This window comes from Flavobacterium hiemivividum (assembly GCF_004349145.1).
GTDB lineage: Bacteria > Bacteroidota > Bacteroidia > Flavobacteriales > Flavobacteriaceae > Flavobacterium > Flavobacterium hiemivividum.
The window spans coordinates 112,772-132,610 of the sequence record NZ_SMFO01000003.1 but is presented as its reverse complement, the minus strand read 5'-3'; the positions used below and the strand labels follow the sequence as shown (position 1 = coordinate 132,610).

Sequence of the window (19,839 nt, the reverse complement as noted above, 5' to 3'; positions counted from 1 at the left end):
AAATGGAATGGAATAATCTTCACGAAGTACTGCGTTCGCTGTACGATGATATGATGCCACTTGCCGGTGATATGGCAGGAGTAGCTAAAGGTGTGGCCGGATTAGGCGCTTTGTTCTATGTGGCATTAAAGGTTTGGCAGGCTTTAAGCCGAGCCGAACCAATTGATATGTTTCCATTGTTACGTCCGTTTGCTTTGGGACTTTGCATTATGTTTTTCCCAACAATCGTGTTGGGAACCATCAATGCAATTCTCAATCCGATAGTAACAGGAACCCATTCCATTCTCGAAGACCAGGTACTTGACCTCAATAAATTGCAACAGCAGAAAGACCAATTGGAATACGAAGCAATGGTAAGAAATCCCGAAACTGCTTATATGGCATCGGATGAGGAATTTGATAAGAAATTGGAGGAATTGGGCTGGTCGCCTTCTGATGTGGGAACAATGGCAGGAATGTATATGGACAGGCAAGCCTACAAGATTGAGAAAGCAATAAAGGAATGGTTTCGCAATTTACTGGAAATACTTTTTCAGGCGGCTGCATTGGTTATTGATACCATACGAACATTTTTTCTGATAGTGTTGTCCATACTCGGACCAATTGCCTTTGCTATTTCCGTGTGGGACGGTTTTCAATCCACGCTCTCGCAATGGTTTACAAGGTATATAAGTGTTTACCTCTGGCTTCCAGTTTCAGATTTGTTCAGTTCGATGTTAGCAAGGATACAATCGCTGATATTGGAACGGGATATCGAAATGCTTGCCGACCCAACCTATATACCCGATACAAGTAATACCGTGTATATCATTTTTATGATTATCGGTATTATAGGATATTTTACAATTCCAACGGTAACGGGTTGGATTATTCAGGCAGGGGGTGCCGGAAACTTTACCCGTAATGTTAACCAAACTGCAATGAAATCGGGAAATCTTGCCGGAGCTGGAGCTGGGTCTGTTGCAGGAAATATTGGTGGCAGGCTAATTAATAAGTAAATAAAATTAATCACTTAAGAAATGGAATTTAAAACACTCAGAAATATCGAAAACAGCTTTAGACAGATAAGGCTGTACGCCATTGTGTTTGCCGTTCTATGCATTAGCGTTGTAGGATATGCCGTATGGCAGTCCTACAGCTTTGCAACAGAACAACGCCAAAAAGTTTATGTACTGGACAATGGGAAATCATTGATGTTGGCTCTTTCGCAAGATGCGTCCATCAACCGTCCAGTTGAGGCAAGGGAACACGTAAGACGTTTTCACGAACTCTTTTTTACACTTGCACCCGACAAAAATGCCATTGAAAGCAATATGAAACGGGCGTTCAATCTTGCCGATAAAAGTGCCTTTGATTATTACAAAGATCTTTCCGAAAAAGGCTATTACAACCGTATCATATCGGGTAATGTACAGCAACGTATCGAGGTGGATAGTGTGGTCTGCAATTTCGACAATCATCCTTATGCAGTGCGTACTTACGCTAAGCAATTCATCATCCGTTCCAGCAATGTGACAAAGCGAAGCTTGGTAACGTCCTGTTTCCTTGTAAACTCTGTCCGTTCAGACAATAACCCGCAAGGTTTCAATATTGAAAAATTTGCCGTGGTAGAGAATAAGGACATTGAAGTTATTCAACGTTAAAATCAAAGATTATGAAACAGTTACTTGATTTAGACACATTCGTGAAAACACTGACAGATAAAGGATACAACGGTTACTTCCAAACGGAAGCATCTTATCCGGGCAAGTTAAAAGAAAGCATTAATGAATACTTGGAAGCCTCTCACAACGGTACGAAAAAACCGAATAGACATGAACTTTTTTTATTATCGACTTACCTCCAATGGAATGGAGATGACAAGCCGAGGATTGAATGTAATATGTGGATAAGACATAAAAACGGCATTTTCGATGTACAAAAGATGGACATTGAAAGGACAGACCGCTACGGACAACTATTGAAGAAATCAGAACTAACAAATCTTTCAACAGGTTCGGTTCCTACATTAAAGGAAGCCGTAGCCCAAGTATCTGAAGATCCTAAACAACACATTTCTTCCCAAAAAAGAGGGTTTAAAATGTGATAGCCAATAATAATTTAAGACATGAAAAAATTAAGAGCAAATATGGATAGGTATTTTAACAAGTTGGACGAACGATGGCGGGCATTACCCGTTGGAAAACAGCATAAATACACCTTATACTTTTTTATAGGCTATCTACTGCTTACCGCAGGAGTTATTTTAAAAGTATGGTATGATGCAGGCAAAGCCGATAACAATTTGGTCATTGAGCATATCGAAAATCCTGTTCTCAAAAAGAAAGAAAGTCCTGAAAAGCTGAAGGACACATTGACAACAATTTTTAAAAATAAATTTTATGAAAGAAAATGAAAAAAGGGTCAGCATTCTGGTTGAGGAAGGCGACCAAAACAAAGTATCCAACCTTACGGAGGATAAAAAGAGTGCCATTGAACGATTTAAAAAACCACTCATTTTTGGTTTAATGGGGATTGTTTTTATGGGTTGTTTATACCTGATATTTAAACCCTCGGCAGATAAAAAAGAAATGGAAAACATCGGACTAAACGATGCTTTTCCACAGGCTACCGAAGCAGGAATGCAGGATGATAAACAAAAAGCTTATGAGCAAGATATGCTGGAACAGAAAGACCAGGAAAGCCGAAATGCCCTAACTACGCTATCGGATTATTGGAATAACGATAGCACACAGCAGACTAAAGAAGAATTGCCCGAAGAAGACCAAAACAATGGTATGATGACTGGAAAATCGGGCACTTCTACACTAAACAGTTACCGAAATGCACAAAGCACATTAGGTTCATTTTATCAGGATAATAACAGCGAAACACAAGAACTACGCAGGCAATTGGACGAACTAAAAGAAAAATTGGCTGAAAAAGATATACCTGTCGGTGTAACTGTAAATGACCAATTGACGTTGATGGAAAAATCGTATCAGATGGCTTCAAAGTATCTGCCTTCGGGAGGAAATACCGAAAAACCTGTAAGCACCGACAGTGCTAGCCGAGGTTCTTCTTCAAATTCTCAGAAAGAATATTTTGTAGCATTCACACCTACAAGAAAGAAAGCTGTATCGGCTTTGTACAGAGAACCTACCGATAGTGCTTTTTTAGCAGACTGGAGCGAAAACAAGAACCGAGGTTTCTATACTGCTGGATCTGTAGAACAAGTGGCTCAACCAAAAAATAGCGTAAAAGCCAGCATACAAGAAACACAGACAATAATTGGCGAAAGCGGTGTACGACTACGTTTATTAGAACCTGCTCAAACGCCTAACCGTACGATTCCTCAGGGAACAATTTTAACGGCAATCGGGAAATTTCAAGGTGGCAGATTACATCTAAAAGTTACTTCCATAGAATTGGAGGGTAATATTATCCCAGTAGATATAACCATCTACGACCTTGACGGACAACAAGGTTTGTACGTTCCCTACTCGCCTGAACGGAATGCGGTAACAGACATTGTTGCAAATATGGGAAATGCCACAGGTTCAAGTTTCAGTATGAACTCCTCAACAGGTCAACAGATTGGTTCCGACCTTAGTAAAAGTGCCGTACAAGGTATTTCGGGTTATTTCGCAAAAAAAATAAGAACACCAAAGGTTACGCTAAAAGCAGGACACCAGGTTTTCCTTGTTTCTAAAAAATAATATTTAACTCAAATAATTAAAAAGATGAAAAATCAAATAAAAACATTTTGGGCTTTTGCCCTTATCATCGGCTTTGCCGTAAACACTTTTGCACAAGACAGTCTAAAAGCACCGCTTGCTTTGGGCAAGATAGAACCCTATCAAATGCAAGTAACCTATGACAAGACTACTCATTTGATTTTCCCAACCGCTATACGATATGTCGATTTGGGAAGTGAATACCTGATTGCAGGAAAGGCAGAAGACGCAGAAAATGTACTTCGTGTAAAAGCATCGGTAAAAGATTTTGTGCCTGAAACCAATTTTTCGGTAATTACCAATGACGGTCGCTTTTACAGCTTCAATGTGTATTACAGTACCTATCCGGAAGCGTTGAGTTACGATCTGCTGACAATGCAAAAAGCAGTGAATAAAGAAAATGGGAACGATGTGCTTTTTGAAAAATTGGGTAACAATTCGCCATCATTGGCGGGCTTGCTTTTAGAAACGATTTACAAAAAAGACCAGCGAATAGTAAAGCATATCGGTGCTAAAAGTTTCGGTATTCAATTTATCCTGAAAGGAATTTACATCCACAACGGCAAATACTATTTCCATACAGAATTGAGAAACCGTACCAATGTGCCTTTCGGAATTGATTTTATCAATTTCAAAGTAGTAGATAAAAAAGTAGCCAAGCGTACCGTAGTGCAGGAAAGACCAATGATACCATTACGTACTTATAAGCCATTGAATGAGATTGGCGGGAAAGCAATCGAACAAAACGTATTCCTTTTAGACCAGTTTACTATTGCCGATGACAAGGTTTTGCTGATTGAAATCTTTGAGAAAAACGGTGGCAGACATCAAACACTTCAGGTAGAAAATTCGGATTTAATTAAGGCTTCCTTGATTAAGGATATGCACCTAAAATTTTAATAACACTTTAAAATAACAATATGAAAAAGTATGTCTATACAGTAATACTTGTGTTAATGGGCATTACCGTTACAAAGGCACAAAGAATGTTGCCTAAGCAAAAAGGCTTGGAAGTAAGTGCTGGTGTATTGTCTAATGGTAAAATCGGAAACGATTATTACATCAATTTAGCAATGACCATAAATGGCAAAAACGGCAATTACCAATTTTGGTCGTTGGAATATACGCACCAATACCATTCTTATAAAGACTTGCGCATTCCGCAGGAAACTTATACAGCCGAAGGCGGTAACAGTTTTTTCCTTTTAGGCGATGCTCGAAAAAACATAACGCTAAACGCCGGAATAACTGGGTTAATCGGTTATGAAACCATCAACCGAGGCGAAGCAATGTTGAATGACGGAGCAAAAATAGTGAATGAGGACAATTTCATTTACGGAGCTGGAGGTCGACTGACTTTTGAAACGTATCTATACGACCGATTTGTATTAGTCCTGCAAGGGCGCACCAAGGTTTTATGGGGAACAGATATGAAACAATTCCGACCGTCCGCAGGTGTGGGATTAAGGTTTAACTTTTAAAAACGTATAACAATGACAGCATTTTTCAATCAATTCAAAATAGGATTACTGCCACTATATGTATTATTGGCAATCCTCACAGGTTCGGTTACTTTGGTATCTTGTAGCAAAGATGATGAACTCGAAATACAGAACGATTTTCCTTTTGAGGTACAGGTTATGCCTGTTCCAAAAGATGTATCGAATGGGCAAACCGTAGAAATAAGGATGACGATAAAGCGAAGCGGAAATTACAGTAATACACAATATTTTATCCGTTACTTTCAGTTTGATGGACAGGGAACTTTAAGATATTATAATGAACCTGCGTATATACCAAACGATTTATATCCTTTACCAACAGAGCAGTTTCGATTGTATTATACTTCTACATCCACTGTGTCGCAATCATTTGATGTATGGATTTCTGATAGTTTTGGAAATGAAAAAAAACTGAATTTTCAGTTCAATAGTAGTGATTAATAAATAAAATCCTGTCCACAAGGCAGGATTTTTTTATACTACCACGCCTCACATTTTATATTTTTGTGATGTAGTGAAATAAATATATTTTGTAAATTTATATGTAGAAATGTAATAACTATTATTATGATTGCATCATTAGTTATAGGAATTCTGTTTTTGGTTTTAGGCTTGGCGCTTCGCTACTGGATTAACCGCCGAAAGTTTTACAGGCGAAGTCCTATAGGAGCAGAAAGCTTCTCCTCTTATGAAAAATCGGTTGGCATTAAGTTTATTGAGCGTGTTGCCAAGTGGATAGCTTATGCCTTGATTATTTTCGGACTATTGTCATTATGGGTTTATTCCCGTGAAAAAAATGATAAGGAGAAACAGAAAGTGGAGACAAAAACTGAACAAATCGACCAACGCAGATAATGATTTTAAAATACAGTTCTAGGAAAATCGGATAACCTTTTGGATTATCCGATTTTTGCTTAATTATAAAAGTAAACTACAGTTTACTTTTTCGCTTATAGTGGAGTTGCGCCAAACCGGTTTCAAATGTTTTGACTTCGATAAACTCAATTACTTGTTCAGGTCTTCCATCTTTAAAAAGTCTTGTTCCATTACCTAATAAAATTGGAATAACCGAAATTATAAACTCATCTATTAAATCGTGTCTCAGTAGTTCATTTATTATTTCAGCGCCACCATCACAATAGATGTTTTTGCCTTTTTCAGACTTTAATTGTTTGACTAATTCGTTTATGTTTCCTGTATAAAAAGTGGTTCTTCCTACTTTTGGTCTTTCAGTTCTTGTAATGACATAAACATCTCGCTTACCGTTATCGTAATGAGATGCTCCGATTTCATTAACTACATAGTCGTAGGTTCTTCTACCAATAATTATAGTGTCTATTTTTGACGTAAATTCTGCATAACCATAATCTTCTCCTTCTTTATCTACAAGTTTCAAAAAGCTTAGATCATCATTTGGTTTTGCAATGTAACCGTCTAAACTCATTGCAATGAAAAGTGATATTTTTCGCATTTGTCTTAAATTTTAATGTTTCGACAAAATTACTTTTTGTCAATTAGATGTACTTTGTAAAAATGCGACAAATTATAATAGCGATGGTGAAAGTCCAGTAATTCGTTTGATTTCGTTACTAAGATGCGAATGGTCATAGTAGCCACATTCAAATGCAATATCTAATAAACTCCGGTCGTGATTTGTATTTTTGATTACACTCAAAGCATTCTGAAAGCGGATGATATTTGAATATTCTTTTGGTGATAATCCAATATACTTTTTAAAACTTCGTTCCAGTTGCCTTACAGTTGTGAAATTTCTTTTTGATAGTTCGTAAATGCTAATTTGTCCGTTTGTTAAATATATATCATTGATAACTGATTGTAGCTGATTGGTTTTACTTTTTATTCTTTCTAAAAAAAAATGGTCAAAATGCTTAAAGGGATTCTCCATCATTTTATCAACATTAAATGAATTGGATTTTTCAAATTCAACTGTATTATTAGTCAACTCATTTTGTGAAGCATAGTTGTAGAAATTAGCAAAAGTTGCAGGTTTCAGACATACACCTAATAGGTGTGTTTCTCTGTCAATAAAACTGTCTTTAAAAGAATTCATTGCACCTACTACGTAAGTTTTGCCGAAGTCCATAGAAACCAATCCGTTATCAGTCACACAAGTATTTCCCAAATTCATTACTACTCCAGCACAGCCATCGGGAAAAACCCGTTCCCACTGTTTTTCTAGCTCATTTCCTTTCAGTTCCCAATAGAAATCTATAAAGGAATTTAGTTCTTTACAAGGTTTTATTATTTTGTACTTCATCGGTTTCTGTGATGTAGTTATCTACGCTGACTGTCAACTGATAAATATAAAATTTGCAGTTTGTTTATTCTTCAGAAGGACTTATTATTTTCCAAATTTACAAAATAAACGCTTTCATAATTTATATTGTAACGACAAATCCTACCTTTCAATGCCAATCAATTCCAACTTTCCCAATCCCTTTAAAAGCCTCTGTAAATTCAACTTCCACAGAAAAACTGAGCAGAAATGGAAGTAATCGCAATACAGAAATCCGCATTAGATGGAATGAAAAATGAGCTGAAGGATCTTTTGGAAATGACCAAAGATGCTACCGAAAAATATGCCTCTATTTTCAATAAAGAAAAGTGGCTGGATAACCAGGAAGTATGTTTGATGATGAAGATTACCAAACGGACTTTACAGACTTACAAGGATAAGGGCATATTGTCTTACTCCAGATTAAACCGCAAAAATTATTATAAACTTTCGGATGTAAAGACTTTGCTCGAAGCTGGACAGCCGTCTAATACTGACACCGATGGATTTAATGACTAATGAAGCAGAAGATATTATAGACCATCACGAAATGATACTCTTATTGAAAACCCGTATTGAGAAAATACTGAAATATTACCGTCCTGTAATGAACGGTGAGATATACCTGTCTGGTCAGGATATATGTGAAATATTGCATATCAGCAAACGCACACTACAGCAATACAGGGACGATAAAATACTTCCCTTTATCCAAATTGGGGGCAAAATCATTTTTAAACAATCGGATATACTCACTGCACTAGAGCAGAATTATGTATCCAATAAAGCCAGTAACTAATCAATTTTTTGACTCAATTGGCTTTAAAGGTATGATGAGTATCAAAAGCAGTTTAGTATCTTTGTATCGAAATATAGAAAATCTTAAAGTGTTTTTACTTTAAGTCCCACATTGAAAACTGGTAATTTTTAGACAACGGGACAATAAGAAAGAACACCTATGCCATAGGCGTAGGTGCTCGCTTATTCGTTGTCGGGTATACCAGTACCTCAATGTGCGGTAAGTGTAGTGGCCTGCGCCTTATTTTTTTGCAGATGTCCACTAACAATAAAATCGATGTTATGGAAACAGATGCCCACCAAAAAGAAATTAGCGTAGCATTTATCAATGATAAAAGCTCGGTGCTGGATGAGATTTGCAAAAGTCTTGCTACCTCAGGAACAGAAATATTGTTCCGGTCAGAGCATATTAAAGACGGATTATTTCAATTATCAGCATTGAAAACACTTCCCAAAGTTTGCGTGATTGACCTTGATTTTTACAGTAAGGAAATCATCCAACAACTTATAGAAATTAAGACACAATATCCTTCCATAAAACTTATTGCACATAGTGATATTGATGATCAGAAAGTCGGTAAAGATTTGTTTGTAATTGGTTTTTCGAGTTATTTATTTGTTGGTAGTGATGTTGATGATTTTAGAAAAGTCATTAAAGTTGTTATCAATGGCGGAAGGTATTTTAGTATGGAAGTAGCGGAAATTTCTAAAGAATATTTTGGCAAAAATCAGAAACATAAGATTGTCATTCCTTAATTTTATTTATTAAAATTGAAACAATAGATACCCAAGCAAAGAACCTCCTAAAACTATGAAGGCACTATTGATTTTTTTGAATTTAAAAACGATAATGCCACTAACAACAGCAATTAAAATTGTTCGCCAATCCGTAATGGTCTCTTTACCCATTTCAAAACATACAGCTGCGATAATGGCAACAGAGGCAACATTTACAGCATCCAAAAAGGCGGATAATCCTTTAGAATTGCGTAATTTTTTCATTAACGGATTTAGCAATGCCACAAACACAAATGAGGGCAGGAAAATGGCAATAGTTGAGATAATGGCACCTGAAAGCCCGTTTATTTGGTAACCTATAAACGTGACGGATGAAAACACGGGTCCGGGCGTGAATTGCCCAACCGCAATAGCGTCCATCAACTGTTGCCTTGTGAGTAAACCTGTTGCTACCAATTCCGTATCTAAAAAGGCAAACAATACATATCCGCTCCCATAAAGTATAGAACCGATTTTAAGAAATGTCCAAAATAATTGTGCATTGGTGGCCGTCCAAAAAGTTGTCTGTGTGAATTGAAGGAAAGCAAACGGCACAATACTTTGAAACGTATCTGCCTTTCTGTTTTGAAAATAATACACAGCCAAGGTAAGCAGACCCGCTCCAAACATCAAGTAGATTTCATTTACTCCAAATATAGCAGCTAACAAAACTACAATCCCTATGGTCCCTAAAAATAATGATTTGACAGACTTTCTTGTCAATGGATAGATTGCACCAATAATCACAGCGATGATGGCAGGTTTGATGCCGTAGATAAATGGCTGTACCTCTGGTAGCTGCCCATACTGACGATATAACAATGCAAATATTCCGGTAATAAAAACCGCAGGTAGGATGAAACATAATCCGGTTATTAGCAATCCTTTCCAGCCTCCTTTATCATAACCGATATGGATAGCCATTTCGGTGCTGTTGGGGCCAGGAATGAGGTTAGTCGCTCCAAGCAAATCCAAAAAATGCTGCTCACTCATCCATTTTCGTTTTACTACCACTTCATTACGCATCATGGCAATGTGGGCTGCGGGGCCTCCAAAACCGATGATGCCCAACTTTGCGAAGACTTTAGCAAGTTCTTTTAAATTTACTTTTCCTTCCATTCAAATTATCTTAATTCAACTTCATCTATTTGATTTAAAGTGTCAGGGTTAAATACCTTCATTGTTATTTTTTTGCCTTCCACATAAAACAGGCACAAAGCATTTTCCACACTAAAGGATTGGGTATGCTTGCTCCAAGGCAAAATTTCCTGACCGTAGTATGGAGCTCCTGCGGCTCCGTTATTGATCTGATAGATAGAACGTGATACATTAAGCTTTTTGTGCGGATAATTTTCGGGGTAGATAGGCATATCCTGAGTAAGCTTGAGCCAGTTGTAATTATGTTCGTCTCCCGTAAGCATGCCCACCACTTTCTTGCTTTCATTAATCAAAATATTCAAGTATTCATCCCGACGTTCGATAATTCCCTTATCAACAGGCTTGCCTGCGATATATGGTCTTTTATCGTTGTTGCCGCTGTACCACATATCATCTTTGCTGTGTCCTCCATTGGGAAATGCCGGTGTATGCTGGGTAACAAAAATATGGTCAATGTTTTTATCTTTTTCTAGCCTTTTCAGTGTTTCACGAAGCCATTGAAGTTGATTATCCATGATATAACCGTGAAGCCCTCCGCTGGTAGCCGTCTGAGTAGCGATGGAAGGGGCATACCAGTAATTACTGTTGAGTACAATCATTGCCACATTCCCGTAAGTGTAATAAAATACATTTTCTTTGTAGGAGGGGAAATCTATGTTTTTCGGGTCTGGGTCATATTTGTTATTATCCTCACTTTGCGGTCCGTTTTCAGGATTTACAAATTCCTCCGCAAAGAGTGCTTCAGCTGATTGTGTTTCATAAGGAAAAGCATCAACAAATGCCTGCTGCTTTCCGTTTTCATCTTTAAAGATGTATCCTAATGCTTCATGGTTTCCCATACCAATATAAAAAGGCATGTAGTGCCAAAAGGGTTCGATGGATTTTTTCCAGTTCGAATATTCCACCCTTTGCTGTTCTTTGCTATCCAAGTAGCCGTTGATCATATCTCCGGTGAACTGTATAAAACCCGCCTCTTTCATATGAGCAAGAGCCGCCATTTTTTTCATTATGTACGCATTGGCACCGAGTATCTTCCGTTCCCCGCCACCGGTAGCATGGCGACTGTCGCTTGCATAACCAAATACAAAGGCTTCCCTGCTGCCTTTTTGGGGTGTAGTTTTTAAATGGTACGTTTGAGATTGTATCCCGTAGCTTACTTTATAGTTGTACTTTGTGCCTGGGATAAGCCCGTCAATATTCCAGCGGTGATGCGTTGTTTCTTGGCCATCTTTATATATCCTCCCATTAATTTCTATTTCGGCTTTTACCGGATGTGTAGTCCTGCACCAAATGACAGCGGAATTATCAGTAACCATATTCACAAAAGGACCTTCATAGATAGCTGGTATGACCTTAAAAGGACCTTCACCTTTTAAAGCAACTATGCCATCAAATAGAAGCATGCCCTGCTCATCCGCAACCCTGTAGCCAAGGTTCAGATACCCGTTTTCCTTCCAGTCTACAAAATCAAACGGATACTTAAAATCATCTTTTAGATTTAACGCTATTTTACCATTATTAATTTTAATGGTCTTACGGTATACAGGAAGCGGATGAGGCGCTTTTCCGTATGGGATTAAGCCATAAGTTACGGTACCTTTTAAAGCACCAAAGTCCATCTGTACGCCATTTTCAGTTGCTTCCGGTTTTCCCACAAGCTGCTCAACTGTTAGTGGATTTTTAAGATTTTCCGCAAAGTGTTTTTCACCTTTTTGTTCAAAATAAAGTTTTCCGTTAGCATCAAAAGATAAGTTGCTGTAAGAAGCCGGAATGTGGGGCTGTTGTGCTATTGCAGCAGTAGTAAAAAATAATGCAATGACCGAAGTTATTATCTTATTCATATGATTTATGTAAAATTGAAATTTCACTTTTGGGGTTGATTATTAAAAGGATATATTTTAATTAAGTGAGTGCTAATTTTTAGATTTATATAATAATCTGTCAATCGACCAACGACCGCCGCCTTTCATCAATAGAAAGATACTTCCCAACAGCATTGCCCAATCTGTCCTGCTTCCGTGCATCATTTCCCAAAAACCTTTTTCGGCTAAAACTTCCGATTTGGTGGTGGCAATGGCTACAAGCATGATGATGATCAGCGGAATGCTTGCCACTCTGGTTAGCAATCCTATTAAAATCAAAATTCCACATAAGATTTCAAAGCTTCCTACGAAGTTTCCTAAAAACTCTGGGTTGGGTAAACCAATTTTAGCAAAGCGACCAGCTCCTAATGTATCTGCAAATAAAAATTTCTGAATGCCTTCCGATAAAAAAACTGCACCGACCATTAGACGGATAAGAAGCGTAGTTTTTGATAGGTCTGTCTTAATTATTTTTTGGAACATCATAGGTATATTTTTTTATTAATTTCGGATTGTATCTATTGTATAAAAGAGCCACTATCCAGGCAATAGGGATACTTAAAATAGCTGGAACTAAAATATCAGAGAGATAATGAACACCTAAATAAACCCGGCTTACACTGACAAAAATTGCCCAGGGAATTAGGACAAAAGGCAGCCATTTAAGTTTGGTTCCCACTAAAAGGGTTAAATAAAATGCCAAAGCAAAGACATTAGCGGCATGGGAAGAGGTAAAACCAAATTTGCCACCCCGATAATTGTTTACGAAATGCAACTGGCCCTCTAATTCAGGATTATGGCTTGGTCGCAGCCTTTCAAATAGGGGTTTGAATATGCCTGAAGCCAGTTGGTCGCTTATTGTAATAAGCAATGCAATCAGTAAAATCATTAAAATAGCGTCTCTTTTAAACTTCAAAACGAGTAGAAGTATCAACAAAGCATAAAATGGCAGCCAAGTGTATTTACCACTTGCAAACCACATTATATCATCCCAAAATTCATTATGGCTTCCATTTAGCCAAAGCAGGATATGGATATCTATTTGTTTGATGAATTCCAGCATTATTTCCTGTTTGGTGATTGTCGTTCTGTTGGAGTTTTTACGGTAAAGAAGGGAACTTTTTCCATTGCATGGCAGCTAACACAACTGTTGGTAAGCATCTGGAAATTTTCATTAAATATTACCGTATCTCTTTTTTCCAATGCCTTCTTCATTTGAGGAAGCATTACGGTTAAAAAATGTTGTGCGGATTGTGCCCGTTTAGGTCTTCTTTCCAGACCATTTTCAACAGTTTTTTGGATTTTCTCCAATTGATAACCGGCATATTCCCAGTTTTCATCTTGTCCAGCCCAGTAAAGTTCCTGATAACGATAACCAGTCTCCACCATTGCCATATCAAAACCCCGGAATTGGTTTTCAATTATTTCAACCTTTTCCTGGTCGGTTCCTTTTATCCATTTTCCTTGTGCTGTTTCCTGCTTTTGGTTACAAGCTGAAAGAAGGAGGGTTATTATCAAAAAAGAAAAATATTTCATACCGTATCATTTTACAATACAAATTTCATACAATAACAACCTTAATTTACGGTATATTTGAAAATATACCGGCAGCATTTAGGTATTGCGGAATATCTGGGGCGTAACGCCTGTATTACGTTTAAAATACTTTACAAAGTGGGAAGTATCATTAAAATTTAAACTATATGCAATTTCAGAAACACTACTTTCTGTATAAATCAATTGTCTTTTGGCCTCGTTGATGATATGCTCGGCAATTACTTCTGCCGATGATTGGTTGAGTGTTTTACGACAAATGGCATTTAAGTTTTGAGGCGTTGTGTGGAGCATTTCTGCATAATGTGCCACATTATTATATAAGTCGCTGGTCTGGTTGAGTAATTCCCTGAATGATGTAAGTACATCATGTGTCTTGTTTTTATCAATAGGCAAGGGTTTTGCAACAATCAATATTTTAGCCAGCAGTGCTTTTAATATCCCTTCGGTTACGATAAAATCCTTTTCGCTGGTAAGCAATCCGAATAATATATCAATGCTATTGGTTTCCCTCAAATGAATACAGTTAAATCTGCTTAATTTGGATAAGAGAATTTTCAGTTCGCTGTCTAGTGATTTTTCAATAAACCCTTTCTTTAAGAGCAATACATAGCCTTCCGGCACGTCAGTAATATCCCAATGATGAACTTGCTCTTTGCGGACAAAAAATATGGTTGGAAGAGCTATCGGAAATTCAGTGTGGTCTATGGTATGGGTACCGCTTCCTGCCTGCAAATAGATGATTTCAAAATAGCTGTTATGCTTGTGAGGCTCTGTTTTCCGAATTTCTTTCCTGAACGGTGAAACTTTTAATTGCTCCATCGCTTCGATTTTACTTTTTATGATTATAGATTTTTTCAATTCGTTTGGGCTTCCATAGGTTTGTCTGCAAAAATAATTAATATTATTCTTCAACGACAAACTTAACCTTTTATAAAAGGCATCAATCTCACTTCCACAGATAGTATGATGTGCTTTTTAACAAAGGATATTCCTAACACAAGTCATACTAACGGCAAACGAACTCAACATTCATATAAAATACCGATAATCTTGTTATCCTTAAAGATGAACTTAAATTGTTCATATTTCTGTGTAGGCTGTTTATCTTGCTCTGTAGATCTAGGGAGATATTTTACACCAATGGTTACGTTTGGTAAACTAAAGCTCCAGGATGACCTGATTTTAAAATTCTTACCACACAATTGTTGGTCGGGAAAACTCAAATATTCTTTGAACTTTAAAATTCCTTCTGCTTCAAAAATAGTTTTCCAGTTCTTACGTTTCTCAAAAATGACATCCACATCGAGGCTTTTTAGAATATTAATTTCATCCGAACTATTACAAGCTTTTATAAAATCTCTAATAATTTTTCGAGGTAATTTTTCGATTTCTCTATTTTTTTTCTTTTTATCCTCCAGATATAATCTAAAATCATCATCTACCAATCCAGCTAATTTATTATATCCTGAATGAAAAGCCTCCAAAGGAGATTTATAAAGTTTGTCATTTAAAATTTCAGCAGTGTTATCTTCTATTTTATTTTTGAAATTATCTAATAATAGAAACCCTTTTTCATCGGTTGCTCTGTTTATACCATCCACAATATTTACATAATAATACTGTTCTTTATCTTCAAATAAAACTTTGATTTTAGGATTGAAATTTGCAGGTTTATTGATGGATTTTTTAATAAGATATTTTGTTTCATCTAAAGGATTTTCAAGTGGTCTTCCCCAACCATCGATGCAAAATTCTGATTGGTATCTTGAAATTTGAATTCTGATTTCTTTACGTCCTCTTTCAAGGTCTGTAGTATATTCGTAATCAGGGAAACAATTTTGTATCGCAGTATCCAATTCCCATTCTTCATAATCACTTGCAAAGTTTATTTGATAGCTATTTTCATATTCACAGATGTAAACAGGAAACTGCAAGCTCTTTTCAATAATTTTTTGTTGTATTATTTCAATATCTGATTTTCGGTTTACAGATATAGCAATCGACGTTTCTATCATTAATGAGCTTTTTAAGGGTGGTTTTTTGAAGACGAAATAGCAACAAATTTAATGAATTAAAAATATCATTTAAAAAACGCTAAGTCAAAAACCAGACGTAAAAAAGCGACGTTCTTTTGCTTTTTTTCTTTGGTCGCTGATGTGGAAAGAAAAGAAGTCCGCTATTATTGAATGGGATAATGAATATCCCATTCAATAATAGCGTAATCTGTTTGGCGCTTGGCGAAGAAGCGGATTTCGAAGCACTAAACTGTCTGCTAGCACTAAACTTGATACGAGGCACAAGCTTCAATTAACTACTGAACCCGCTTTTTTGCCAAGCCTTTATGTGCTGGCTTTTATGTTTTCCAATGCTTTTAATTGCCATTGTCTTTCCTCTGTTATTTTTTCTTTATCCATTGGAAAAGCTAATTGAACCGTTTTTATTGCATAATCAGAACAAACCATTGCGTGTTCTTTCATATGTCCAACTCCGACTGCTTGTCCAACAGTTCTTATTGCATTTTTTCCTATTTCCGTTTTACAATTCCTTGCGACTGCGTGTATTTTAAATCCCGCTTTTCTAACTTGATTAACGCTTGCTTTTCCAACTTGCCAAAATTCATTGACTCCAATTCCGCTTTCGATGTCACTCATATCAATATTTTCAACTTTGGATAATGGCAATATATGTTTCGCACACTTAATTGACCATTTTGCTAATTCCACTTGCTCCGTTATTTCATAGAGTCTGTCAATTTCTGCCCGCAATTCCGAATCGTCTTCTATTTTAATTTTTGTTTTTGTTGACATATTCAATTTTGTTCGGTTCTTTCAGCTTGCACATAATTCAATAATAGACGTAAAACGTATTTTGGGTATTATTTCAAAATGATTATAAATTAACCACAAATTTATTAAATTCATTGAAACAAATTCTAATCCAGCGACGTTCTTTTGCTTCTCCTATGTTTGTATAATATAATCTAAGTGAAGAAGGGTGAGAGCAGATTTTGCTTTAAATAGCCTTGCGGTATATTCAAGAAAAGAGACTGCCTCCTCTTCTTTAACCTTTTAGAATCTGAACAGAATGTAAGGAATTTGCTCATTATAATGAGTCTTATAGCCAGTATATCCAGTCAGGAGAAAAGATGAAGAAAGGTTATCACTTACCTAAACCAAATAAGATGAAGGTATTATTAAAGCAGACAGTAGGAATTGATGTTGCACAAAATGAATTAGTTGTATCGCTTGGTAAAATGGATGAGCAGATCAACATAGAAGTTTATGACTACAAAGTATTTCCCAATACTAAAAAAGGGTTTTCAAGTCTTGTATCGTGGGTAAATAAGCAGACATCAACTACAACAGAGGTACGGTACGTAATGGAAGCAACAGGGGTTTACCATGAATCCTTGGCCTATTATTTATGCAGTATTCAAAAACAAGTCAGTATCGTTTTACCAAACAAGATCAGTAATTATGCGAGAACACTTGATATAAAAACCATAACTGACAAGAGCGCTTCACAAGCCATTGCGAGATTTGGTTTGGAAAGGAAGTTGGAAGTTTGGCTACCTCCTTTAAAAATATTTAATGATCTGAGACAGCTTTGTCGGGAACGTGAGCAGTTAGTACAGGAGCGAACAATGTTAAAAAATCAACTGCATGCAGAACGTACTTCCGCAACATCAAGTAAAAACTCAGTGCAACGAACTAAAAAAAGAATAGCACTTATTGATTTGCAGGAAAAAGAGATAAGAGAAGAAATTGCTATACTTATCAAAGAAGATCAAACTCTAGTGGAAAAGATGAAAATGGTATCTTCTATTCCCGGAATTGGAAATCTAACTGCTGTAACGATTATAGCCGAAACAAATGGATTCGAGTTAATAAAGAATAAAAGACAGTTGGTTAGTTATGCAGGCTTAGATGTAAGAGAAAAGATATCTGGAACCTCAGTGAAATCCAAACCTCGAATCTCCAAGCGGGGTAATAGGAATTTAAGAAAGGTAATGCACTTTCCAGCATTAGCTGCAATTAGGACTGATGAAAGGTTCAGAGATATTTTCTTAAGATTGGTTTCAAAACATGGTATCAAAATGAAGGCTATAGTTGCCATCCAAAGAAAACTGCTAGAATTGACTTTTATCTTATGGAAAAACAATTCTTATTATAAGTCAGAACACCAGTATCAAATCATTCCGTTTCAGGAAGTAACGGAATAAACAAGGGGAAGCTTAATTCTTTACCGATAATTTATTTTAGAGGCTAGCTTTAGCTTATAACCTCCGAACCATTTTTGCGTTTATTCAAATCTAGTATTTAACCTCAGTATAAAAGTAAAAGGCTTAAATTCATAAAAAAACATCGAAAACTATAGAAAAAAATCTGATAGCTTTCGATGTAGACTTAATTATACCAATGTTACTTATTAGTCATTACTTTGTAGGTAGGATCTTCTATAATATTCACATCTATAACTGTTTCAGCATTTTTCAGTAACTGTCTGCAATCTTGGCTTAAATGACGTAAATGTAATTTTTTACCTTCCTTGTGATACTTCTCTGTAATTTTATTCAAGGCTTCAATTGCGGACATATCTACAACTTTGCTTTCCTTGAAATCTATTATCACCTCATCGGGATCGTTTACAACATCAAATTTTTCTGTAAATGCCATAGCTGAGCCAAAGAACAGCGGGCCAAAAATTTCGTAATGCTTTACACCATCTTCATCTACATACTTTCTTGCACGTATTCGTTTGGCACTTTCCCAGGCAAATACAAGAGCTGAAATAACTACACCTATCAAAACGGCTAAAGCTAAGTTGTGTAATAGTACAGTTATAACTGCTACCAGCATACCAATAAAAATGTCGTGTCGAGGCATTTTATTAATAATTCGAAAGCTGACCCACTCAAATGTGCCTATAGCTACCATCATCATTACCCCGACTAATGCCGCCATTGGAATTTGCTCGATTACAGGACCTGCAACCAGAATGATCAATAAGATTGCTATAGCGGCAACTATTGCAGAAAGTCTGGCTCTTCCTCCAGCTCCGATATTCACTAAAGTCTGAGCAACCATTGCACATCCACCCATTCCTCCGAAGAAACCGTTGGTGATATTGGCTATGCCCTGTGCGGCAGCCTCACGGTTAGATTGTCCTTTTGTGCTGGTTATTTCATCAACCATATTAAGCGTTAACAGACTTTCAATCAATCCAACTCCTGCCATTACCAAGGCATAAGGGAAAATAATTTTCAATGTTTCCAGACTAAAAGGAATAGCAGGGATATGAAATGAAGGTAAAGAACCTCCTACAGAGGCGATATCAATTACTTTTTTAGTATCAATGCCGAAAAAATATACAATACCAAAGACAACTATTATTGCTACTAAAGATGCTGGAACCGCCTTTGTAAATTTTGGCAATATAAATACGATAGCTATAGTTAATAATGTCAATCCAGCCATTAGATAAAGCGCCGGTCCCTGCATCCAACCTTCTATCCCGTTTTCAACAACTTTAAATTGAGCTACCTGTGCCATAAAAATGATTACTGCAAGACCGTTTAAGAAACCATACATTACCGGTTGTGGAATCAAGCGGACAAATTTACCCAGTTTAAAAATTCCTACTGAAAATTGCAGTAGACCTGCTAATATAACCGCAGCAAAAAGATATTCCACACCATGTGATGCAGCCAGTGCAATAAGTACGACTACCGTTGCTCCAGCACCTCCGGAAACCATTCCGGGTCTGCCTCCCAAGATTGCAGTAACAATGCCCATTAAAAACGCTGCATAAAGCCCTGTCAAAGGCGAAAGCCCTGCCAGAATAGCAAAGGATAAAGACTCAGGTATCATGGTCATAGCCACTGCAAGACCCGCAAGAATTTCATTTTTGTAATTAATTTTCTGTTTGAAATCAAACAAATTGATAATTTTCTGCATAAAGATTTATGTTTAAAGTTGTAAAATGTAAATAGAAAAGTAGGTACACGCAAGTAAAACCTTCGGGTACGACAGAGAAACCAATAAATTAAAATTGGGAAATATAACAGTTAGCCTAAGATCAAGGCGGAGTAACTTGGGATGATATTTGTACTGTTCTTTTCATTGAGTGGTGCAAAAGTACAATTTATAGTTATTGTACACAATTTAACACGA

24 protein-coding genes are annotated in these 19,839 nt (G+C 36.6%); 13 read left to right on the top strand and 11 right to left on the bottom strand.

What is annotated here, in order from left to right; genetic code table 11:
* The first annotated feature begins 2 nt into the window (after nucleotides 1–2).
* From traJ to E0F98_RS06535, 9 genes are all read left to right on the top strand, one after another.
* Nucleotides 3–998 (top strand): conjugative transposon protein TraJ, encoded by a 996-nt coding sequence (gene traJ / locus E0F98_RS06575; protein ID WP_132109818.1) that lies wholly within the window; start codon nucleotides 3–5, stop codon nucleotides 996–998.
* A 21-nt stretch (nucleotides 999–1,019) separates the two neighbouring features.
* Nucleotides 1,020–1,643: a conjugative transposon protein TraK gene (gene traK, locus E0F98_RS06570; protein ID WP_074590706.1), complete on the top strand. Its 624-nt coding sequence runs from the start codon at nucleotides 1,020–1,022 to the stop codon at nucleotides 1,641–1,643.
* A gap of 11 nt (nucleotides 1,644–1,654) precedes the next feature.
* Complete coding sequence (locus tag E0F98_RS06565; protein WP_132109817.1) at nucleotides 1,655–2,086, top strand: hypothetical protein; 432 nt, start codon at nucleotides 1,655–1,657, stop codon at nucleotides 2,084–2,086.
* A 21-nt stretch (nucleotides 2,087–2,107) separates the two neighbouring features.
* On the top strand, nucleotides 2,108–2,395 hold the full coding sequence (locus tag E0F98_RS06560) for a nitrogen regulatory IIA protein (protein ID WP_074590710.1): 288 nt from the start codon (nucleotides 2,108–2,110) through the stop codon (nucleotides 2,393–2,395).
* On the top strand, nucleotides 2,382–3,698 hold the full coding sequence (gene traM, locus E0F98_RS06555; protein ID WP_132109816.1) for a conjugative transposon protein TraM: 1,317 nt from the start codon (nucleotides 2,382–2,384) through the stop codon (nucleotides 3,696–3,698). The genes E0F98_RS06560 and traM overlap by 14 nt, the downstream gene beginning before the upstream one ends.
* 24 nt (nucleotides 3,699–3,722) lie before the next feature.
* Nucleotides 3,723–4,616: a conjugative transposon protein TraN gene (gene traN, locus E0F98_RS06550; protein ID WP_132109815.1), complete on the top strand. Its 894-nt coding sequence runs from the start codon at nucleotides 3,723–3,725 to the stop codon at nucleotides 4,614–4,616.
* Nucleotides 4,617–4,636: 20 nt separating this feature from the next.
* Nucleotides 4,637–5,197 (top strand): conjugal transfer protein TraO, encoded by a 561-nt coding sequence (locus E0F98_RS06545; protein ID WP_132109814.1) that lies wholly within the window; start codon nucleotides 4,637–4,639, stop codon nucleotides 5,195–5,197.
* A 12-nt stretch (nucleotides 5,198–5,209) separates the two neighbouring features.
* Nucleotides 5,210–5,659, top strand: a complete 450-nt coding sequence (locus tag E0F98_RS06540) for a DUF3872 domain-containing protein (protein WP_132109813.1) — start codon at nucleotides 5,210–5,212, stop codon at nucleotides 5,657–5,659.
* A 126-nt stretch (nucleotides 5,660–5,785) separates the two neighbouring features.
* Entirely contained in the window at nucleotides 5,786–6,073 is a 288-nt protein-coding gene (locus E0F98_RS06535; RefSeq protein ID WP_132109812.1) for a molybdenum ABC transporter permease, read from the top strand.
* Between the two features lie 76 nt (nucleotides 6,074–6,149).
* Here E0F98_RS06535 and E0F98_RS06530 read toward each other — a convergent pair whose 3' ends face one another.
* Complete coding sequence (locus E0F98_RS06530) at nucleotides 6,150–6,689, bottom strand: dihydrofolate reductase family protein (RefSeq protein WP_132109811.1); 540 nt, start codon at nucleotides 6,687–6,689, stop codon at nucleotides 6,150–6,152.
* A gap of 72 nt (nucleotides 6,690–6,761) precedes the next feature.
* Entirely contained in the window at nucleotides 6,762–7,496 is a 735-nt protein-coding gene (locus E0F98_RS06525) for a helix-turn-helix transcriptional regulator (protein WP_132109810.1), read from the bottom strand.
* A gap of 228 nt (nucleotides 7,497–7,724) precedes the next feature.
* On the opposite strand from E0F98_RS06525, the gene E0F98_RS06520 reads away from it, so the two are divergent.
* The 3 genes from E0F98_RS06520 (at nucleotide 7,725) to E0F98_RS06510 (ending at nucleotide 9,068) form a co-directional block, all read left to right on the top strand.
* Complete coding sequence (locus tag E0F98_RS06520; RefSeq protein WP_132109809.1) at nucleotides 7,725–8,033, top strand: helix-turn-helix domain-containing protein; 309 nt, start codon at nucleotides 7,725–7,727, stop codon at nucleotides 8,031–8,033.
* On the top strand, nucleotides 8,017–8,313 hold the full coding sequence (locus tag E0F98_RS06515) for a helix-turn-helix domain-containing protein (RefSeq protein WP_132109808.1): 297 nt from the start codon (nucleotides 8,017–8,019) through the stop codon (nucleotides 8,311–8,313). The genes E0F98_RS06520 and E0F98_RS06515 overlap by 17 nt, the downstream gene beginning before the upstream one ends.
* 281 nt (nucleotides 8,314–8,594) lie before the next feature.
* Entirely contained in the window at nucleotides 8,595–9,068 is a 474-nt protein-coding gene (locus E0F98_RS06510) for a response regulator transcription factor (protein WP_132109807.1), read from the top strand.
* A 9-nt stretch (nucleotides 9,069–9,077) separates the two neighbouring features.
* Here E0F98_RS06510 and chrA read toward each other — a convergent pair whose 3' ends face one another.
* From chrA to E0F98_RS06470, 8 genes are all read right to left on the bottom strand, one after another.
* The gene (gene chrA / locus E0F98_RS06505) at nucleotides 9,078–10,208 is read right to left on the bottom strand and encodes a chromate efflux transporter (RefSeq protein ID WP_132109806.1); all 1,131 of its coding nucleotides are present in this window, start codon (nucleotides 10,206–10,208) and stop codon (nucleotides 9,078–9,080) included.
* Nucleotides 10,209–10,213: 5 nt separating this feature from the next.
* Nucleotides 10,214–12,088, bottom strand: a complete 1,875-nt coding sequence (locus E0F98_RS06500) for a metallophosphoesterase (protein ID WP_132109805.1) — start codon at nucleotides 12,086–12,088, stop codon at nucleotides 10,214–10,216.
* A 72-nt stretch (nucleotides 12,089–12,160) separates the two neighbouring features.
* Nucleotides 12,161–12,595: a DoxX family protein gene (locus tag E0F98_RS06495; protein ID WP_243699203.1), complete on the bottom strand. Its 435-nt coding sequence runs from the start codon at nucleotides 12,593–12,595 to the stop codon at nucleotides 12,161–12,163.
* On the bottom strand, nucleotides 12,573–13,172 hold the full coding sequence (locus E0F98_RS06490) for a phosphatase PAP2 family protein (protein WP_132109804.1): 600 nt from the start codon (nucleotides 13,170–13,172) through the stop codon (nucleotides 12,573–12,575). Before E0F98_RS06490 ends, E0F98_RS06495 begins: the two co-directional genes overlap by 23 nt.
* Nucleotides 13,172–13,645, bottom strand: coding sequence for a hypothetical protein (locus E0F98_RS06485; RefSeq protein WP_132109803.1), 474 nt, complete (start codon nucleotides 13,643–13,645; stop codon nucleotides 13,172–13,174). Before E0F98_RS06485 ends, E0F98_RS06490 begins: the two co-directional genes overlap by 1 nt.
* Before the next feature lie 78 nt (nucleotides 13,646–13,723).
* Nucleotides 13,724–14,584, bottom strand: coding sequence for a helix-turn-helix domain-containing protein (locus E0F98_RS06480; RefSeq protein ID WP_243699202.1), 861 nt, complete (start codon nucleotides 14,582–14,584; stop codon nucleotides 13,724–13,726).
* A gap of 104 nt (nucleotides 14,585–14,688) precedes the next feature.
* Complete coding sequence (locus E0F98_RS06475; protein ID WP_132109802.1) at nucleotides 14,689–15,681, bottom strand: hypothetical protein; 993 nt, start codon at nucleotides 15,679–15,681, stop codon at nucleotides 14,689–14,691.
* A 324-nt stretch (nucleotides 15,682–16,005) separates the two neighbouring features.
* Nucleotides 16,006–16,473, bottom strand: coding sequence for a putative immunity protein (locus E0F98_RS06470; RefSeq protein ID WP_132109801.1), 468 nt, complete (start codon nucleotides 16,471–16,473; stop codon nucleotides 16,006–16,008).
* A gap of 374 nt (nucleotides 16,474–16,847) precedes the next feature.
* Here E0F98_RS06470 and E0F98_RS06465 point away from each other — a divergent pair, with 374 nt between their 5' ends.
* A complete protein-coding gene (locus E0F98_RS06465; RefSeq protein ID WP_132109800.1) occupies nucleotides 16,848–17,888 on the top strand; it encodes an IS110 family RNA-guided transposase in 1,041 nt (346 codons plus the stop codon).
* Nucleotides 17,889–18,087: 199 nt separating this feature from the next.
* On the opposite strand, the gene E0F98_RS06460 is transcribed toward E0F98_RS06465, so the two are convergent.
* The gene (locus E0F98_RS06460) at nucleotides 18,088–19,623 is read right to left on the bottom strand and encodes a SulP family inorganic anion transporter (protein ID WP_073075561.1); all 1,536 of its coding nucleotides are present in this window, start codon (nucleotides 19,621–19,623) and stop codon (nucleotides 18,088–18,090) included.
* Nucleotides 19,624–19,839 lie beyond the last annotated feature (216 nt).

Excerpts from the sequence above, each read along its gene's own strand:
- traJ (WP_132109818.1), top strand. The coding sequence starts at position 3 with ATGGAATGGAATAATCTTCACGAAGTACTGCGTTCGCTGTACGATGAT.
- traK (WP_074590706.1), top strand. The coding sequence starts at position 1,020 with ATGGAATTTAAAACACTCAGAAATATCGAAAACAGCTTTAGACAGATA.
- E0F98_RS06565 (WP_132109817.1), top strand. The coding sequence starts at position 1,655 with ATGAAACAGTTACTTGATTTAGACACATTCGTGAAAACACTGACAGAT.
- E0F98_RS06560 (WP_074590710.1), top strand. The coding sequence starts at position 2,108 with ATGAAAAAATTAAGAGCAAATATGGATAGGTATTTTAACAAGTTGGAC.
- traM (WP_132109816.1), top strand. The coding sequence starts at position 2,382 with ATGAAAGAAAATGAAAAAAGGGTCAGCATTCTGGTTGAGGAAGGCGAC.
- traN (WP_132109815.1), top strand. The coding sequence starts at position 3,723 with ATGAAAAATCAAATAAAAACATTTTGGGCTTTTGCCCTTATCATCGGC.
- E0F98_RS06545 (WP_132109814.1), top strand. The coding sequence starts at position 4,637 with ATGAAAAAGTATGTCTATACAGTAATACTTGTGTTAATGGGCATTACC.
- E0F98_RS06540 (WP_132109813.1), top strand. The coding sequence starts at position 5,210 with ATGACAGCATTTTTCAATCAATTCAAAATAGGATTACTGCCACTATAT.
- E0F98_RS06535 (WP_132109812.1), top strand. The coding sequence starts at position 5,786 with ATGATTGCATCATTAGTTATAGGAATTCTGTTTTTGGTTTTAGGCTTG.
- E0F98_RS06530 (WP_132109811.1), bottom strand. The coding sequence starts at position 6,689 with ATGCGAAAAATATCACTTTTCATTGCAATGAGTTTAGACGGTTACATT.
- E0F98_RS06525 (WP_132109810.1), bottom strand. The coding sequence starts at position 7,496 with ATGAAGTACAAAATAATAAAACCTTGTAAAGAACTAAATTCCTTTATA.
- E0F98_RS06520 (WP_132109809.1), top strand. The coding sequence starts at position 7,725 with ATGGAAGTAATCGCAATACAGAAATCCGCATTAGATGGAATGAAAAAT.
- E0F98_RS06515 (WP_132109808.1), top strand. The coding sequence starts at position 8,017 with ATGGATTTAATGACTAATGAAGCAGAAGATATTATAGACCATCACGAA.
- E0F98_RS06510 (WP_132109807.1), top strand. The coding sequence starts at position 8,595 with ATGGAAACAGATGCCCACCAAAAAGAAATTAGCGTAGCATTTATCAAT.
- chrA (WP_132109806.1), bottom strand. The coding sequence starts at position 10,208 with ATGGAAGGAAAAGTAAATTTAAAAGAACTTGCTAAAGTCTTCGCAAAG.
- E0F98_RS06500 (WP_132109805.1), bottom strand. The coding sequence starts at position 12,088 with ATGAATAAGATAATAACTTCGGTCATTGCATTATTTTTTACTACTGCT.
- E0F98_RS06495 (WP_243699203.1), bottom strand. The coding sequence starts at position 12,595 with ATGATGTTCCAAAAAATAATTAAGACAGACCTATCAAAAACTACGCTT.
- E0F98_RS06490 (WP_132109804.1), bottom strand. The coding sequence starts at position 13,172 with ATGCTGGAATTCATCAAACAAATAGATATCCATATCCTGCTTTGGCTA.
- E0F98_RS06485 (WP_132109803.1), bottom strand. The coding sequence starts at position 13,645 with ATGAAATATTTTTCTTTTTTGATAATAACCCTCCTTCTTTCAGCTTGT.
- E0F98_RS06475 (WP_132109802.1), bottom strand. The coding sequence starts at position 15,681 with ATGATAGAAACGTCGATTGCTATATCTGTAAACCGAAAATCAGATATT.
- E0F98_RS06470 (WP_132109801.1), bottom strand. The coding sequence starts at position 16,473 with ATGTCAACAAAAACAAAAATTAAAATAGAAGACGATTCGGAATTGCGG.
- E0F98_RS06465 (WP_132109800.1), top strand. The coding sequence starts at position 16,848 with ATGAAGGTATTATTAAAGCAGACAGTAGGAATTGATGTTGCACAAAAT.
- E0F98_RS06460 (WP_073075561.1), bottom strand. The coding sequence starts at position 19,623 with ATGCAGAAAATTATCAATTTGTTTGATTTCAAACAGAAAATTAATTAC.